Source organism: Streptomyces sp. NPDC002092, from assembly GCF_053593775.1.
The window spans coordinates 444,712-459,751 of record NZ_JBSFDG010000001.1 but is presented as its reverse complement, the minus strand read 5'-3'; the positions used below and the strand labels follow the sequence as shown (position 1 = coordinate 459,751).

Sequence of the window (15,040 nt, the reverse complement as noted above, 5' to 3'; positions counted from 1 at the left end):
AGATGACTGAGCGTCAGCCCGCCGAAGGCGTGCGGGAGAAGGACCGGCCGTGGCTAATGCGCACGTACGCCGGCCACTCCACGGCCGAGGCGTCCAACGAGCTGTACCGGCGCAACCTCGCCAAGGGTCAGACGGGCCTGTCGGTCGCGTTCGACCTGCCGACGCAGACCGGCTACGACTCCGACCACATCCTCGCCCGCGGCGAGGTCGGCCGGGTCGGAGTGCCGGTCGCGCACCTCGGTGACATGCGCCGGCTGTTCCAGGACATCCCCCTGGAGCAGATGAACACCTCGATGACGATCAACGCCACCGCCATGTGGCTGCTGGCGCTCTACCAGGTCGTCGCCGAGGAGCAGGGTGCGGACATCACCAAGCTCCAGGGCACGACCCAGAACGACATCGTCAAGGAGTACCTGTCCCGCGGCACGCACGTCTTCCCGCCGGGGCCGAGCCTCCGTCTGACGACGGACATGATCGCGTACACGGTCTCCCACCTCCCGAAGTGGAACCCGATCAACATCTGCAGCTACCACCTGCAGGAGGCGGGCGCCACGCCGGTCCAGGAGATCGCGTACGCGATGTCCACTGCGATCGCGGTCCTGGACGCCGTCCGGGACTCCGGCCAGGTGCCGCAGGAGCGCATGGGCGACGTCGTGGGCCGTATCTCCTTCTTCGTGAACGCGGGCGTCCGGTTCATCGAGGAGATGTGCAAGATGCGCGCCTTCGGGCGGATCTGGGACAAGATCACGCTGGAGCGGTACGGCATCCAGAACCCCAAGCACCGCCGCTTCCGCTACGGCGTCCAGGTCAACTCCCTGGGTCTGACGGAGGCGCAGCCGGAGAACAACGTCCAGCGGATCGTGCTCGAGATGCTGGCCGTGACCCTCTCCAAGGACGCACGCGCGCGTGCCGTGCAGCTGCCGGCCTGGAACGAGGCCCTCGGCCTGCCCCGCCCCTGGGACCAGCAGTGGTCGCTGCGCATCCAGCAGGTCCTGGCGCACGAGAGCGACCTGCTGGAGTACGAGGACATCTTCGAGGGCTCGCACGTCATCGAGGCGAAGGTCGCGAAGCTCGTCGAGGAGTCCCTCACCGAGATCGAGCGGATCCAGGAGATGGGCGGCGCGATGGCCGCCGTCGAGTCCGGCTATCTCAAGTCGCAGCTCGTCTCCTCGCACGCCGAGCGCCGCGCCCGTATCGAGTCCGGTCAAGAGAAGATCGTCGGCGTCAACATCTTCGAGACGACCGAGCCCAATCCACTCACGGCCGATCTCGACACAGCCATCCAGACGGTTGATCCGGCTGTCGAGGCCCGGGTCATCGCCTCGCTGCAGCACTGGCGCGACACCCGCTACCAGCCGCCCTTCAACCACCCGCGCCCCTGCAAGGCGCTGGAGAGGCTGAAGGAGGCCGCCAAGGGCACCGACAACCTCATGGAGGCCACCCTCGAGTGCGCCCGCGCCGGAGTCACGACCGGCGAGTGGGCCGGGGCCCTGCGCGAGGTGTTCGGCGAGTTCCGGGCGCCGACCGGTGTGTCGTCGGCGCCCGTCGCCGTCCCCGCCGAGGAGGGCTCGGCCATGTCCGAGGTGCGCCGCAAGGTCGACCTGACGGCCAAGGACCTCGGCGTCGGCAAGCTGCGCTTCCTGGTCGGCAAGCCCGGCCTGGACGGGCACTCCAACGGCGCCGAGCAGATCGCCGTGCGGGCCCGTGACGCCGGCTTCGAGGTGGTCTACCAGGGCATCCGCCTGACGCCCGAGCAGATCGTGGACGCGGCCCTCGCCGAGGACGTGCACGCGGTCGGGCTGTCCATCCTCTCCGGATCGCACGCCCAGCTGGTCCCGGACGTGCTGGAGCGCCTCCGTGTGGCCGGTGCCACAGATATACCGGTGATCGCCGGTGGCATCATCCCCAATGGCGACGCCGAACAGCTGCGGGCCGCCGGAGTGGCCGCGGTCTTCACCCCGAAGGACTTCGACATCACCGGCATCATCGGCCGCATCGTCGACGAGATCCGGAAAGCGAACAAGCTCGACCCCCTGGAGGTCCCCGCATGACCACGCCCGTCAACCGTCTGCGTCCGCGACGCTCCTGCCTCGCGGTCCCCGGGAGCAACCCCCGCTTCCTGGAGAAGGCGCAGGGCCTCCCCGCCGACCAGGTCTTCCTCGACCTCGAGGACGCGTGCGCCCCGCTCGCCAAGCCCGAGGCGCGGCACACCATCGTCAAGTTCCTCAACGAGGGCGACTGGACCGGCAAGACGAGGGTCGTGCGCGTCAACGACTGGACGACCGAGTGGACGTACCGCGACGTCGTCACGGTTGTCGAGGGTGCCGGCCAGAACCTCGACTGCATCATGCTCCCGAAGGTGCAGACGGCCCAGCAGATCGTCGCCCTCGATCTCCTGCTGACGCAGATCGAGAAGACCATGGGCTTCGAGGTCGGCAAGATCGGCATCGAGGCGCAGATCGAGAACGCCCAGGGCCTCAACAACGTCAACGAGATCGCGACCGCCTCCCAGCGCGTCGAGACGATCATCTTCGGCCCGGCCGACTTCATGGCGTCGATCAACATGAAGTCGCTGGTCGTGGGCGAGCAGCCGCCCGGCTACCCGGCGGACGCCTACCACTACATCCTGATGAAGATCCTGATGGCCGCCCGCGCCAACAACCTCCAGGCGATCGACGGTCCCTACCTGCAGATCCGCAACATCGACGGCTACCGCGAGGTGGCCCAGCGCGCCGCCGCGCTCGGCTTCGACGGCAAGTGGGTGCTGCACCCGGGCCAGGTCGAGGCGTCCAACGAGATCTTCTCGCCCTCCCAGGAGGACTACGACCACGCCGAGCTGATCCTGGACGCGTACGACTACTACACGTCCGAGGCGGGCGGCAAGAAGGGCTCCGCGATGCTCGGCGACGAGATGATCGACGAGGCCAGCCGCAAGATGGCACTGGTCATCTCCGGCAAGGGGCGTGCGGCCGGTATGCAGCGCACGTCGAAGTTCGAGATCCCGGAGGCCTGAGCGCGATGCAGTTCGGACGCACCTACGAGGAGTTCGAGGTCGGGGCGACGTACAAGCACTGGCCGGGCAAGACGGTCACGGAGTACGACGACCACCTGTTCTGTCTCCTCACCATGAACCACCACCCGCTCCACATGGACACCAACTATGCGGAGAAGACGACGGACTTCGGCAAGAACGTCGTCGTGGGCAACTACATCTACTCCCTGCTGCTCGGCATGTCCGTCCCGGACATCTCCGGCAAGGCGATCGCCAACCTGGAGATCGAGTCGCTCAAGCACGTGGCGCCGACCTTCCACGGCGACACGGTCTACGGCCAGACGACCGTTCTCGACAAGTGGCCGTCGAAGTCCAAGAACGACCGCGGCATCGTCTATGTCGAGACCAAGGGCTACAAGCAGGACGGCACGCTGGTCTGCGTGTTCCGCCGCAAGGTGATGGTGCCCACCGAGACGTACATCAAGGAACGCGGCGGCGAGCAGCCCGGCCGCCCGGAACTTCAGGAGGGCTGAGCCCGATGGCACGCCTCGCCCAGACCGCCGGTCTGACCGACATCCAGCAGGAGATCCTCTCCACCGTCCGCGACTTCGTGGACAAGGAGATCATCCCGGTCGCCACCGAGCTGGAGCACCGCGACGAGTACCCGCAGCAGATCGTCGACGGCCTCAAGGAACTCGGCCTGTTCGGCCTGATGATCCCCGAGGAGTACGGGGGCCTGGGCGAGTCGCTCCTCACCTACGCCCTGTGCGTCGAGGAGATCGCCCGTGGCTGGATGTCGGTGTCCGGCATCATCAACACGCACTTCATCGTGGCGTACATGCTCAAGCAGCACGGCACGCAGGAGCAGAAGGACCACTTCCTGCCGCGCATGGCGGCCGGCGACATCCGCGGCGCCTTCTCCATGTCGGAGCCGGGCCTCGGCTCGGACGTGTCCGCCATCACCTCCAAGGCGGTCAAGGACGGCGACGAGTACGTCCTCAACGGCCAGAAGATGTGGCTGACCAACGGCGGAACGTCAAGTCTGGTCGCCGTACTGGTCCGAAGTGATGAAGGACACCCCGAGGGCACCGCGCCCCACAAGTCGATGACGACCTTCCTGGTCGAGAAGGAGCCCGGCTTCGGAGAGGTCCGCCCCGGCCTCACCATCCCCGGGAAGATCGACAAGATGGGCTACAAGGGCGTCGACACCACCGAACTCATCATGGACGGCCTGCGAATTCCGGCCAACCGTGTGCTCGGTGGCGTAACCGGCCGGGGTTTTTACCAAATGATGGACGGCGTGGAGGTCGGCCGCGTGAACGTGGCGGCGCGCGGCTGCGGCGTCGCTCAGCGTGCGTTCGAGCTCGGCGTCCAGTACGCCCAGCAGCGTCACACGTTCGGCAAGGCGATCGCCCAGCACCAGGCCATCCAGTTCAAGCTGGCCGAGATGGCTACCAAGGTCGAGGCCGCGCATGCCATGATGGTCAACGCGGCACGCAAAAAGGACTCAGGGGAGCGAAACGACCTTGAGGCCGGTATGGCGAAGTACCTCGCCTCCGAGTACTGCAAGGAGGTCGTGGAGGACGCCTTCCGGATCCACGGCGGCTACGGCTTCTCCAAGGAGTACGAGATCGAGCGCCTCTACCGCGAGGCCCCGATGTTGCTGATCGGTGAAGGTACGGCCGAGATCCAAAAAATGATCATCGGTCGCAGGCTGCTCGAAGAGTATCGGTTCCAGGGCTAGATGTCCGGATACGGGGTGTTTTCTTGGAGAAGAAGATCACACCCCGTCAGCACTCTTCGGCCGCCGACTCGGCTTCCTGGCTTGCCCAGTTGCGGCCCGCGACCGGTACCATCCCGGGAAAGCCGCCGTCCCCCGTTACAGCGCGGCATCATCCGCTACGAAGGTCATCCATGCCCCACAGCCAAACCTCTGCACCACGCGACAGCCGGGCCGGCGTACGCCTCGCGCGCGGAGCATCGCCGTGGCTTCTGCCGACCGTCGCCACCGCAGCCCTCAGCCTGGCCCGTGCGCGCCGCTCCGGCGTCGCCAAGGCCGTGGCCGTTCCCGCCACCGCGCTCGCGGCGGGCATGCTGTGGTTCTTCCGCGACCCCGAGCGCGAGATCGCCCCGGGCCGGGTCATCTCGCCCGCCGACGGTGTGGTGCAGAGCATCATGCCGTGGAAGGACGGCCGTACCCGCGTCGCGATCTTCATGAGCCCGCTCAACGTCCACGTCAACCGCGCGCCGCTCTCCGGCGAGGTGACGTCGGTCGAGCACATCCCCGGCGGGTTCGTTCCGGCGTTCAACAAGGAGAGCGAGAACAACGAGCGCGTAGTCTGGCATTTCGACACCGAACTCGGCGACATCGAGATGATCCAGATCGCCGGCGCGGTGGCCCGCCGCATCGTGCCGTACATCCCGCAGGGGACGAAGGTCGAGCAGGGTGACCGCATCGGTCTGATCCGCTTCGGCTCGCGCGTCGACATCTACCTGCCCGAGGGCGTGGACGTCGCGGTCGAGGTCGGCCAGAAGACCGTGGCTGGGGTGACTCGCATTGACCGTGATTGATCCTGATACCCAGGCGGGCTGGGTGCCCGAGGCCGACGGGGTGGACGAAGAGGAGGAGATGCCCCTCTCTCTCCGCCTCTCAATAGCGGACACCCTCACCCTGGGCAACGCCACGTGCGGCTTCATGGCGGTGTACTTCACCACCACCGGCATCCTGATCCCGCACCTCACCGGTGACCAGGAGACGGGCATGGCCCGCCACAGCGCGGCCACCGCGGTCATCCTGATGCTGTGCGCGGCGGTCTTCGACCTGTTCGACGGCCTGGTGGCGCGCAAGCTGCGCTCCTCCCCCATGGGCGCGGAGCTGGACAACCTGTCGGACCTGATCAGCTTCGGTCTGGCGCCGGCGTACTTCGTCCTCGTCTACGGCATGGTCGCGGACGACGCACATCAGCGGGTGGCCGCGGTCGGGGCAATCGTGGTGCTCCTGGCCGTGGTGCTGCGTCTGGCGAGATTCTCGTGCGTGACCGTCCCGAACGGCATGTTCCAGGGCATGCCGTCACCGTTCGGCGCGCTGACGGTCGTCTCGATCGTCCTGCTGGAGCTGCCCTTCGTGGCGACCCTGCTGGCGATCCTGGGCACGGCCTGGCTGATGGTGAGCCGGGTCGAGTACCCGAAGCCGCGGGGACGGCTCGCGGTGGCGATGCTGTCCTGGATCGTCGTGTCGATGGGCCTGCTGGCGGCCTGGGCGTTCGACGCCCCGAGCGGCCAGCTGCTCCTCCAGACGGGGTGCGCGCTCCAGCTGGTCACCGGTGCGGTGATCCCCCTGTTCGCCACGGCGCGCCGGGTGAACAACTTCCGCGACAATCGGCGCGAGGCGCGGGCGGCGCAGTTGCCGTAGCGGCTCTTGTACGACGACGAAGGCCCCGAACCCGCTGGGTTCGGGGCCTTCATGTGTGTGGCGCCGTCCGGGGGCTGCCGCCCCCAGACCCCCGCTTCGGCCTGAACGGCCTCGTCCTCAAACGCCGGACGGGCTGAAAGATCAAGCCCCGCCCGGCGAAAAATCAGCCCGCCCCGGCAGAATTCAGCCCCTCCGGCGTTTGAGGAGCGGGGGTCCGGGGGCTGGCCCCCGGGGCGGGACGGGTAGGGGCGGCGGGGGCGAAAAAGCCCGTCTCAGGTCAGGAAGTCCCGGCCGATCTGCTCCGCCACCCGCTCCAGGATCGGCCCGGCGTCCGCGATGCACTTCGCCACGTCCGGCTCCACGGTGGTCAGCGGATACGCCCGCCGGATCCCCGCCCGTCCCAACGCCTCCGGCGGCAGCGCCAGACGGCCGCACACCGCCACGACCTCCTTGTCCGCGGCGCGCGCGGCGGCGGCGACCCCCGCCGGCGCCTTGCCGTGCAGGGTCTGCTCGTCCAGGGAACCCTCCCCGGTGATCACCAGATCCGCCCACTCCAGCGCCGGCGCGAAGCCGAGCACGTCGAGCATCACCTCGATGCCGGGGCGGAAACCGGCGCCGAGGAGCAGGGCGCCGTACCCGACGCCGCCCGCCGCACCCGCCCCCGGGGACGCGGCGAATTCCGCCGCCTTCGCGCCGACCGCTTCCTCCAGCACCTTCGCGTAGTGCGCGAGGGCCGTGTCCAGGACCTCCACATCGTCCGGGGCGGCGCCCTTCTGCGGGCCGTAGACGGCGGGTGCGCCCTTCGGGCCGGTCAGCGGGTTGTCGACGTCGCTCGCCAGGACCAGTTCGACGGAGGCGAGACGCGGGTCCAGGCCGGACAGGTCGGCCGCGGCGAGCTCGCTCAGTCCGCCGCCGCCCGGGGGAACCGGCTCGCCCTCCGCGTCCAGGAACCGCGCCCCGAGCGCGGACAGCATCCCGGCCCCGCCGTCGGTGGTCGCGCTGCCGCCGACGCCGAAGACGATCGTGCGGGCACCCGCATCCAGCGCGGCCCGCAGCAGCTCACCGGAGCCGTACGTCGATGCCGTGAGCGGTGCGAAGACACCGGCCGGCAGTCGCTGCAGCCCGCTGGCCTCGGCCATCTCCACGACCGCCGTGCCCGCACGCAGTGCGAAGGCCGCCGTCACCTCGTCGCCCAGCGGCCCCGCGACGCGCACCTCGTGCCGCTCGAAACCGGCCGCGACCGCCGCGTCCACGGTCCCGTCGCCACCGTCGGCCACGGGCAGCGACTCCACCTGGAGCTCCGGCACGACCCGGCGCAGCCCGGCCGTCACCCGCTCGGCGACCTGCACGGCCGTCAGCGACCCCTTGAACTTGTCCGCGGCGATGAGCACGCGCTGTGTCACCTGTTTCCCCTTGCTCTCCGGGCCTCGCGCATGTCAAGGCCAGTCGCGCCGCTGCGACCTTAACCGGAGCAGGCCCCGGCCGTCATTCCGTGACCGGCCCCTGGGACGCAGGCCGTCGATCGTCTGCGACACCATCGTGGCTGGTCGCGCCCACGCGGCGGAGCCGCATATCGACACAGCCCCGCCCCCCTTCGGGGCGCGGCCCTGTCGAACCCCGCGCAGCCTGCACCCAAATTGGGTAAGCCTTCTGCTATGACCCCTGTGGGCACTGAGTCAGAGCTCGCGGACCGCATCCTCGGGGGCTGGCTGGGCCGGATCTCGGGCAACATGCTCGGCAAGCCGGTCGAGCAGGGCGACCTGTGGACGCGGGACCGTATCGACCGCTATCTGCGCCAGGCCGCCGCACTGCCCCTCACCGACTATCTTCCCGAGCCCGCCGACGAGAGCGACGGCTTCGAGCTGCGCCCCGAGTGGCGCCAGTGCGTGCGCGGCCGGATCCACGGCAGCTGCCGCGACGACGACGTCGACTACGCGATCCTCGGCCTGGACCTCCTGGAGACGCACGGCTTCGACTTCAGCACCGAGCAGGTCGGCGACCTGTGGCTGCTGCGGCTGCCGTATCTGCAGACCTTCACGGCGGAGCGGGCCACCTACCGCAATCTGGCCAACGGGCTGAAGCCGCCGCTGACGGCCACGTACGACAACCCGTACCAGGAGTGGATCGGCGCCCTGATCCGCGCCGACATCTACGGCTGGACCTGCCCGGGCGTGCCGCGCCGCGCCGCCTCCCTGGCCCGCCGGGACGCGGTGCTGTCGCACACCGGCAACGGCGTGTACGGCGCGATGTGGGCGGCGGCGCTGATCGCCGCGGCCTTCACCGCACCCACCGTGCGGCACGCCGTCGACGAGGCCCTTGCCGTCATCCCGGCGAGCAGCCGGCTCGCCCGTACCGTACGGCGGGTCGTCTCCCTCCACGACACGCGGATGACCTGGGAGGACACGCTCACGACGGTGGCCGAGGAGACCGCCGGCCTCGGCTGGATCCACACCATCCCGAACGCCGCCGTACTCACCGCAGGACTTCTGTACGGCGACGGCGACTTCACCCGCACCATCACGCTGACCGTCCGCGGCGGCCTGGACACCGACTCCAACGGGGCGACGGCCGGCTCGGTGGCGGGCGTACTGACCGGTGCGGACGCGATTCCGGCGCAGTGGAAGGAGCCGCTGGAGGACACGGTCCGCAGTGCGGTGTTCGGCTTCGACGGGGTGCGGATCAGCGAGCTGGCGCGGCGGACGGTGCAGCTGGCGCAGGCGGAGGGCCGGCCGAGGGGTGAGCCTGGTCGGTCGCTTCCCCGGCCCGGGCGGTGAGGGCGGGATGCGGCCGCGTGAGCTGGTTACCCTTCCTTGATGACCTCCACGCCAGACTTCGCCACGTACCTCGCCGGCCTGCCCCGCATTCTCGCCGGGGCCGCCGCCCTGTTCCGCGACGCCGAGGGCCGGGTGCTGCTCGTCGAGCCCAACTACCGCGAGGGCTGGGCGCTGCCCGGCGGCACGATCGAGTCCGACGACGGCGAGACCCCGCGCCAGGGTGCGCGCCGCGAGACGCTCGAGGAGATCGGTCTCGACCGCGAACTGGGCCGGCTGCTCGCGGTCGACTGGGTGTACAAGCCGAGCTGGCCGCCGTTGGTAGCCTATCTGTACGACGGCGGTGTCCTCGACGAGGACGACCTCAAGGCGATCCGTCTGCAGGAGGAGGAACTGCTCTCCTGGCGCCTCGTCCCCCGCGAGGAACTCGACGACTACCTGCTGGGCACCCTCGGCCACCGCGTCCGGGTCGCCCTGGACGTCCTGGCGGAGGGTTCGGGCACAGCCGAGTTGGAGAACGGGCAGCGGGTGGCCTGACCGGGCGTCGGCTCACCCCTCGGGGTCGCGGGGCTTGGCGTCCACCTCCCGCAGCCCCTCGTCGCGCGCGGTGACCCTGGCCTCGGTCCGGTGGCCGCGCTCGATGTAGTCGCGGACGACGAGCTCGACGGCGTCCTGAGGGTTGCCGACGCCCGCGAGGACCATGACTTCCACGACGAGTTCGGCATCGAGCGAGACGGTGACCTTGGCCATGGCCGGAACCTAGCACCGGAGGGCGCGCACGAATATCCGTTCGCCCCACCCGGTCCGCCGTCCTACCCTCGGTGCCATGAGCAAGCCCCTCGTCGCGATCCTCAGCGGTGCCGGTATCTCGACGGACTCCGGGATCCCCGACTACCGCGGCCCCAACGGGCTGTGGCGGAAGGATCCCGAGGCCGAGAAGCTCGTGACGTACGAGTACTACATGGGCGATCCGGAGATCCGGCGCCGGTCCTGGCAGATGCGGCGCAAGAACCGCACGCTGCAGGCCGAGCCCAACGCCGCGCACCGGGCCGTGGCGGAGCTGGAGCGGTCCGGTGTTCCCGTGCGGGTGATCACGCAGAACGTCGACGGGCTGCATCAGCTCGCCGGGTTGCCCGCCCGCAAGGTGCTCGAACTGCACGGTTCCGCGCGGAGCTTCGTGTGCACGGGGTGTCATGCGCGCGGGCCGATGGAGGACGCGCTCGCCCGGCTCGAGGCCGGGGAGGACGACCCGGCGTGCCTGGGGTGCGGGGGCATTCTCAAGCCGGCGACGGTGATGTTCGGCGAACGGCTCGACCCGGTGGTCCTCGGTGAGGCTCTCGCCATCACCAAGGCCTGTTCCGTGTTCATCGCCGTCGGCACCAGCCTGCAGGTGCAGCCCGCGGCCGGACTGGCCGGCGTCGCCGCCGACAACGGCGCACGGCTCGTCATCGTCAACGCCGAGGCGACGCCGTACGACGACCTCGCGGACGAAGTCGTACGGGAACCCATCGGCACCGCACTGCCCGAACTCCTGGACCGGCTGAACGCCGAGAGCCGGAGCTGAGGCCCGGGCCGCCGTCCCGCGCGCCCACGACGGGCACGGTGTCAGCTCCCGGCCGGGACGATGGTGCCGAAGGAGGCTGCGGCGATCTGCTGGATGTAGCGCATCTCCGTGCCGTCGAGGTTGTTGGGGTTGAGGGAGTAGACGATCTTGCGGGAGAGGTCGCTGGTAGCGAAGACACCGCTGGTGTAGCCGGGGCGGGAGCCGGTCTTGCCCCAGACCACGACGCCGTTGGAGGCCTTGACCCGCATCAGGCCCATGGTCATGCAGGCCCGGCCGGCGTCCGTCTGGGTGCGGCACTGGCTGCTGTGGTAGCTGGGGACGTCCGGGACCGCGAAGAGCTCGGCCTGCTGGGCCGGCGGAAGCAGACGGCCGCGGAACAGCTGGGTGATGAAGCGGTCGAGGTCGGCGGGGGTGGAGATCATGCCGCCCTCGGCCCAGGGCCAGGGGCTCTGCTCGGTGACGTCCACAGGGCGCCTGGTCCCGTCCGCGGACTTGACCATCAGATAGCCGTGCGAGTGCGGGCCGGGCAGGTTGGGGTCGTCCGCGTCGGGGACGTAGGTGTCGTGCAGGCCGAGGGGGCGGGTGATCCGGGACCGCACCTCGTGGGCGAAGGTGTGCCCGGTGATCTTCTCGATCAGCACGCCGGCGACGTAGTAGTTCATGCCGTTGTACTGCTGCGCGGTGCCCGGCGCGAACTGCATCGGCTGACCGGCCATCAGGTCGATGACCTGCTGCGGGGTGAAGCTCTTCAGACGGTGGGCGGCGAACCATTCGGGGCTGCCGTCGCCGAAGTCCGGGCTGTCGGCCGCGCGCGGCAGACCGCTGGTGTGGTTGAGCAGCTGGCCCACCGTGACCAGTGGCAGCTCGGCGGGCAGAACGCCCGGCAGGTAGTGCTGCACGGGTGTGTCCAGGTCGATCCGGTGCTCGGCGGCGAGTTGGAGCACGACGGTCGCGGTGAAGACCTTGGAGATGCTGCCGATCCGGAAGTGCCCGTCGCGCGGGACGCCCTGGCCGGTCTCCAGGTCGCCCACGCCCGAGGTGCCCCACCAGTGGCCGGCCCTGCCGGTGATCCGCAGCAGTGCGCCGGTGACGTCCGCGCTGGGCAGGCCGCTGATGGCCGCCCTGAGCTTGACCGGATCGAGCGCGGGCAGCGGCGTGCTGGTCGCCGCCGCAGGTGGCGTAGCGGGGATCGCGGCGGAGGCGGGGACGGCCACACTGACGGCCAGGGCGGCCAGCACGGCGCCGGCGGCTGCCACAGCGGACCAACGGGTATGACGCAAGGTGCAGTTCACGGCAGGGCTCTCCCAGGGTGACGGTCGGACCGGCGAACGCCCGGCCCGACCACGAGTCTCATGCGCCCCGGCAGCCCCGTTCATCAGGAGCGTCCCCGAGTAACCCCCCACCGCACCCTGAGAACTGATCAGGGGTCAGGTTCCTACCTGATCAGGGTGACCCTGCCGGAACAGCGTCCACCCGTACCACCCGCACGCCCGCTTCCTCCAGCGCCGCGCAAGTCGCCGCGTCCGACGCGTCGTCGGTCACGACGATGTCCAGGTCCTCGGGGCCACAGATCTTCACCATGCCCGTTCCGGGGAACTTGGCGCCGTCAGCGAGGAGCGCCACCTTGTCGGCAGCGGCGATCATGGCCCGTCTGGCGGGTACCTCGGCGACCGTGGTGTCCATGACCTGGCCTCCGGCACGGACGCCGCAGGCGCCCATGAAGAGCCAGTCGGCGTGCACCTGACGCAGGTTGTCCTCTGCCATGAAGCCGTCCAGCATGCGCGATTCGCGGACAACCATTCCGCCGAGCAGCATCAGTTCGACGTTCTCGTCCTGGACGAGCTCGTCGTACACCCCGAGGTTGTTGGTGATCACGGTGATACGGCGCCCGTGCAACCGGCGGGCCAGGCGGTGGACCGTCGTGCCCGAGTCGAGGATGACCGACTGGCCTTCCTCGATCATCGTGGCGGCCTCGGCGGCTATCGCGTCCTTCTCGGGCACCCGCACCTCGGCGGCCTCCGCGAAGGGCGCGGGAGCCTCCTCGATGACCGCTCCCCCATGGACCCGGGTGAGCAGTCCGTCCTCCTCCAGCTTGAGGAGGTCACGACGGACGGTCGCGGCACTGGCCCCCAACTGGTCGGAGAGGTCCGTCACGGTGGCGGTGCCGCCGGATCTCAACGCCTGCAGGATGAGTTGGTGTCGTTGTTCAGCGAGCACGCAACGGACCCTACACGGCACCGGGTCGGCGCGGCTGAGCAGCTAGAACAGTGCCGTTCCGGTTTCGAGGTCCAGCAGGCGCTGCTTGCGGTCCAGGCCGCCGCCGTAGCCCGTAAGGCTGCCGTTCGCGCCGACGACTCGGTGGCAGGGGACGATGATGCCGATCGGGTTCTTGCCGTTGGCGAGGCCGACCGCGCGGGAGGCGGACGGGTTGCCGAGGGCCGCGGCGAGTTCACCGTAGGAGCGGGTCTCGCCGTAGGGGATCTGGCGGAGCTGGTCCCACACTGTTCGCTGGAACGGGGTTCCGTGCAGGCGCAGTTCGAGGGTGAACTCCTTCAAGTCGCCTGCGAAATAGGCCTCCAGTTGTTCCTCCGCCTCTGCGAAGAGGGTCTCGTCCCGTGCGCCGAATGACTCCTCGGGTGGACGGTGGCGCTGCTCGGTCATGTAGAGGCCGCACAGGATGCCGTCGTCGGCTACGAGGGTGAGAGGGCCGTAGGGGCTGTCGATCACGGTGTGGTGCTTCACGGTGCTCATCGCGAACGTCCTTACACGGGCAGGAAGTTGATGGGGTGACTGTCGGTCGCCCACAGGTACTGGACGGCGTAAGCCCGCCAGGGGCGTCAGGCCGCCGCGCGGGCGGTGAGGGCCGCCGGGGTGGACGGCAGGCCCAGTTCCTGGGCGGCGCGGCGGATGCCGAGGTCGGTGGGGAGGAAGGCGTCGGGGTCGCCGAGGGCGCGCATGGCGATGACGTCGACGGTCCAGGGGCCGAAACCGGGCAGGGCGAGGAGCCGGGATCGGGTTTCGGGCCAGTCGCTCTCCGGACCCAAATGCACGGTTCTGTCGGCGAGTTGGCGCACCAGGGTGGTGAAGGTGGTGCGGCGGGTGCGGGGCATGGCCAGGGACTCGGGATCGAGGGCGGCGAGCGCCTCGGGGGTGGGGAAGAGGTGGGTGAGGCCGCCTTCCGGGTCGTCGACGGGGTCGCCGTGTGCCATGACCAGGCGGGAGGCGTGGGTGCGGGCGGCGGCCGTGGAGACCTGTTGGCCGAGTACGGCCCGTACGGCGAACTCCGCCTCGTCGACCGTGCGCGGGACGCGTCGGCCGGGGGCCTTGTCCACCAGCGGTGCGAGGAGGGGGTCCGTGCGGAGCTGGTCGTCGATCGCGACCGGGTCGGCGTCCAGGTCGAGCATGCGGCGGCAGCGGCTGATGGCGACGGGCAGGTCGCGCAGGTCGCTGAGGGTGAGGCGGCAGGCGATGTGGTCGGGTTCGGGGGCCAGGGTCGCGATGCCGTGGCCGTACGGGAGGCGGAGGGTGCGGCGGTAGGCGCCCTCGCGCCACTCCTCCACGCCGGGTACGGCGGTCGCCGCGAGGTGGCCGAAGAGGTTGTCGGGGTTGAGGGGGGTGCGGAAGGGCAGGCGGAGGGTGAGGGTGCCGGGGGCCGCGGGGGCGTTCTTCTTCGGCAGCCTCGCCCGCAGCTCGCTCGGGGAGAGCGCGAAGACCTCGCGCACGGTGTCGTTGAAGGTGCGGATCGAGGAGAAGCCGGCGGCGAAGGCGATCTCCGCCATGGGGAGTGGGGTCGTCTCGATCAACAGGCGGGCCGTCTGGGCGCGTTGGGCGCGGGCCAGGGCCAGCGGGCCGGCGCCGAGTTCGGCGAGCAGCTGGCGTTCGATCTGGCGGGTGCTGTAGCCGAGGCGGGCGGCGAGGCCGGGGACGCCGTCGCGGTCCACGACGCCGTCGGCGATCAGGCGCATCGCGCGGGCCACGAGGTCGGCACGCTGGTTCCACTCCGGGGAGCCCGGGCTGGTGTCGGGGCGGCAGCGCTTGCAGGCCCGGAATCCGGCCTGCTGGCAGGCGGCGGCGCTCGGATAGAAGGTCATGTTCTCGGGCTTGGGCGGTACGACCGGGCAGCTGGGCCGGCAGTAGATGCGGGTGGTCAGGACCGCCGTGAAGAACCATCCGTCGAAGCGGGCGTCCTTGGACTGGACGGCGCGTACGCAGCGCTCTCGGTCGGTGTGCATCCCGTTCTGCATGCGTCCAGCATCGGCGATGGGCGGTGCCGGGGCTGGCGAGAATCCGACATCAAGGTG

Annotated in this window: 14 protein-coding genes and 1 pseudogene; 9 read left to right on the top strand and 6 right to left on the bottom strand. The window is 69.9% G+C overall.

Features of this window, described 5'->3' with window-relative positions:
- The first annotated feature begins 2 nt into the window (after positions 1-2).
- From ACWCRD_RS02075 to pssA, 6 genes are all read left to right on the top strand, one after another.
- Positions 3-2,051, top strand: a complete 2,049-nt coding sequence (locus tag ACWCRD_RS02075) for a protein meaA (protein ID WP_450964021.1) — start codon at positions 3-5, stop codon at positions 2,049-2,051.
- On the top strand, positions 2,048-3,013 hold the full coding sequence (locus ACWCRD_RS02070) for an HpcH/HpaI aldolase/citrate lyase family protein (protein ID WP_115910143.1): 966 nt from the start codon (positions 2,048-2,050) through the stop codon (positions 3,011-3,013). The genes ACWCRD_RS02075 and ACWCRD_RS02070 overlap by 4 nt, the downstream gene beginning before the upstream one ends.
- A gap of 5 nt (positions 3,014-3,018) precedes the next feature.
- A complete protein-coding gene (locus ACWCRD_RS02065; protein WP_324788064.1) occupies positions 3,019-3,525 on the top strand; it encodes a MaoC family dehydratase in 507 nt (168 codons plus the stop codon).
- A gap of 5 nt (positions 3,526-3,530) precedes the next feature.
- Entirely contained in the window at positions 3,531-4,736 is a 1,206-nt protein-coding gene (locus ACWCRD_RS02060) for an acyl-CoA dehydrogenase family protein (protein WP_450964020.1), read from the top strand.
- 170 nt (positions 4,737-4,906) lie between these two features.
- A complete protein-coding gene (locus tag ACWCRD_RS02055) occupies positions 4,907-5,563 on the top strand; it encodes a phosphatidylserine decarboxylase (protein ID WP_115910141.1) in 657 nt (218 codons plus the stop codon).
- 22 nt (positions 5,564-5,585) lie between these two features.
- Entirely contained in the window at positions 5,586-6,404 is an 819-nt protein-coding gene (gene pssA / locus ACWCRD_RS02050) for a CDP-diacylglycerol--serine O-phosphatidyltransferase (RefSeq protein WP_115910140.1), read from the top strand.
- A gap of 272 nt (positions 6,405-6,676) precedes the next feature.
- Here the strand turns inward: pssA and ACWCRD_RS02045 are convergent, their stop codons facing one another.
- On the bottom strand, positions 6,677-7,795 hold the full coding sequence (locus ACWCRD_RS02045) for a glycerate kinase (protein WP_450964357.1): 1,119 nt from the start codon (positions 7,793-7,795) through the stop codon (positions 6,677-6,679).
- A 264-nt stretch (positions 7,796-8,059) separates the two neighbouring features.
- Here ACWCRD_RS02045 and ACWCRD_RS02040 point away from each other — a divergent pair, with 264 nt between their 5' ends.
- Together ACWCRD_RS02040 and ACWCRD_RS02035 are read left to right on the top strand one after the other, a co-directional pair.
- Positions 8,060-9,178, top strand: coding sequence for an ADP-ribosylglycohydrolase family protein (locus ACWCRD_RS02040; protein ID WP_450964019.1), 1,119 nt, complete (start codon positions 8,060-8,062; stop codon positions 9,176-9,178).
- Positions 9,179-9,217: 39 nt separating this feature from the next.
- The gene (locus tag ACWCRD_RS02035; RefSeq protein ID WP_344398031.1) at positions 9,218-9,712 is read left to right on the top strand and encodes an NUDIX hydrolase; all 495 of its coding nucleotides are present in this window, start codon (positions 9,218-9,220) and stop codon (positions 9,710-9,712) included.
- Between the two features lie 12 nt (positions 9,713-9,724).
- Here the strand turns inward: ACWCRD_RS02035 and ACWCRD_RS02030 are convergent, their stop codons facing one another.
- Positions 9,725-9,925 carry a DUF2191 domain-containing protein gene (locus ACWCRD_RS02030; RefSeq protein WP_450964018.1) on the bottom strand — a complete coding sequence of 67 codons (201 nt, stop codon included), beginning with the start codon at positions 9,923-9,925 and terminating at the stop codon, positions 9,725-9,727.
- A gap of 76 nt (positions 9,926-10,001) precedes the next feature.
- On the opposite strand from ACWCRD_RS02030, the gene ACWCRD_RS02025 reads away from it, so the two are divergent.
- A complete protein-coding gene (locus ACWCRD_RS02025; RefSeq protein ID WP_450964017.1) occupies positions 10,002-10,739 on the top strand; it encodes an SIR2 family NAD-dependent protein deacylase in 738 nt (245 codons plus the stop codon).
- A 41-nt stretch (positions 10,740-10,780) separates the two neighbouring features.
- On the opposite strand, the gene ACWCRD_RS02020 is transcribed toward ACWCRD_RS02025, so the two are convergent.
- The 4 genes and pseudogenes from ACWCRD_RS02020 to ACWCRD_RS02005 form a co-directional block, all read right to left on the bottom strand.
- The gene (locus ACWCRD_RS02020) at positions 10,781-11,995 is read right to left on the bottom strand and encodes a serine hydrolase domain-containing protein (protein WP_450964016.1); all 1,215 of its coding nucleotides are present in this window, start codon (positions 11,993-11,995) and stop codon (positions 10,781-10,783) included.
- A 187-nt stretch (positions 11,996-12,182) separates the two neighbouring features.
- A complete protein-coding gene (locus ACWCRD_RS02015) occupies positions 12,183-12,956 on the bottom strand; it encodes a DeoR/GlpR family DNA-binding transcription regulator (protein WP_450964015.1) in 774 nt (257 codons plus the stop codon).
- A 42-nt stretch (positions 12,957-12,998) separates the two neighbouring features.
- The gene (locus ACWCRD_RS02010; RefSeq protein WP_450964356.1) at positions 12,999-13,481 is read right to left on the bottom strand and encodes a methylated-DNA--[protein]-cysteine S-methyltransferase; all 483 of its coding nucleotides are present in this window, start codon (positions 13,479-13,481) and stop codon (positions 12,999-13,001) included.
- Positions 13,482-13,501: 20 nt separating this feature from the next.
- A pseudogene (locus ACWCRD_RS02005) lies at positions 13,502-14,971 on the bottom strand (AlkA N-terminal domain-containing protein).
- Positions 14,972-15,040: the final 69 nt, after the last annotated feature.

Excerpts from the sequence above, each read along its gene's own strand:
- ACWCRD_RS02075 (WP_450964021.1), top strand. The coding sequence starts at position 3 with ATGACTGAGCGTCAGCCCGCCGAAGGCGTGCGGGAGAAGGACCGGCCG.
- ACWCRD_RS02070 (WP_115910143.1), top strand. The coding sequence starts at position 2,048 with ATGACCACGCCCGTCAACCGTCTGCGTCCGCGACGCTCCTGCCTCGCG.
- ACWCRD_RS02065 (WP_324788064.1), top strand. The coding sequence starts at position 3,019 with ATGCAGTTCGGACGCACCTACGAGGAGTTCGAGGTCGGGGCGACGTAC.
- ACWCRD_RS02060 (WP_450964020.1), top strand. The coding sequence starts at position 3,531 with ATGGCACGCCTCGCCCAGACCGCCGGTCTGACCGACATCCAGCAGGAG.
- ACWCRD_RS02055 (WP_115910141.1), top strand. The coding sequence starts at position 4,907 with ATGCCCCACAGCCAAACCTCTGCACCACGCGACAGCCGGGCCGGCGTA.
- ACWCRD_RS02040 (WP_450964019.1), top strand. The coding sequence starts at position 8,060 with ATGACCCCTGTGGGCACTGAGTCAGAGCTCGCGGACCGCATCCTCGGG.
- ACWCRD_RS02035 (WP_344398031.1), top strand. The coding sequence starts at position 9,218 with ATGACCTCCACGCCAGACTTCGCCACGTACCTCGCCGGCCTGCCCCGC.
- ACWCRD_RS02030 (WP_450964018.1), bottom strand. The coding sequence starts at position 9,925 with ATGGCCAAGGTCACCGTCTCGCTCGATGCCGAACTCGTCGTGGAAGTC.
- ACWCRD_RS02025 (WP_450964017.1), top strand. The coding sequence starts at position 10,002 with ATGAGCAAGCCCCTCGTCGCGATCCTCAGCGGTGCCGGTATCTCGACG.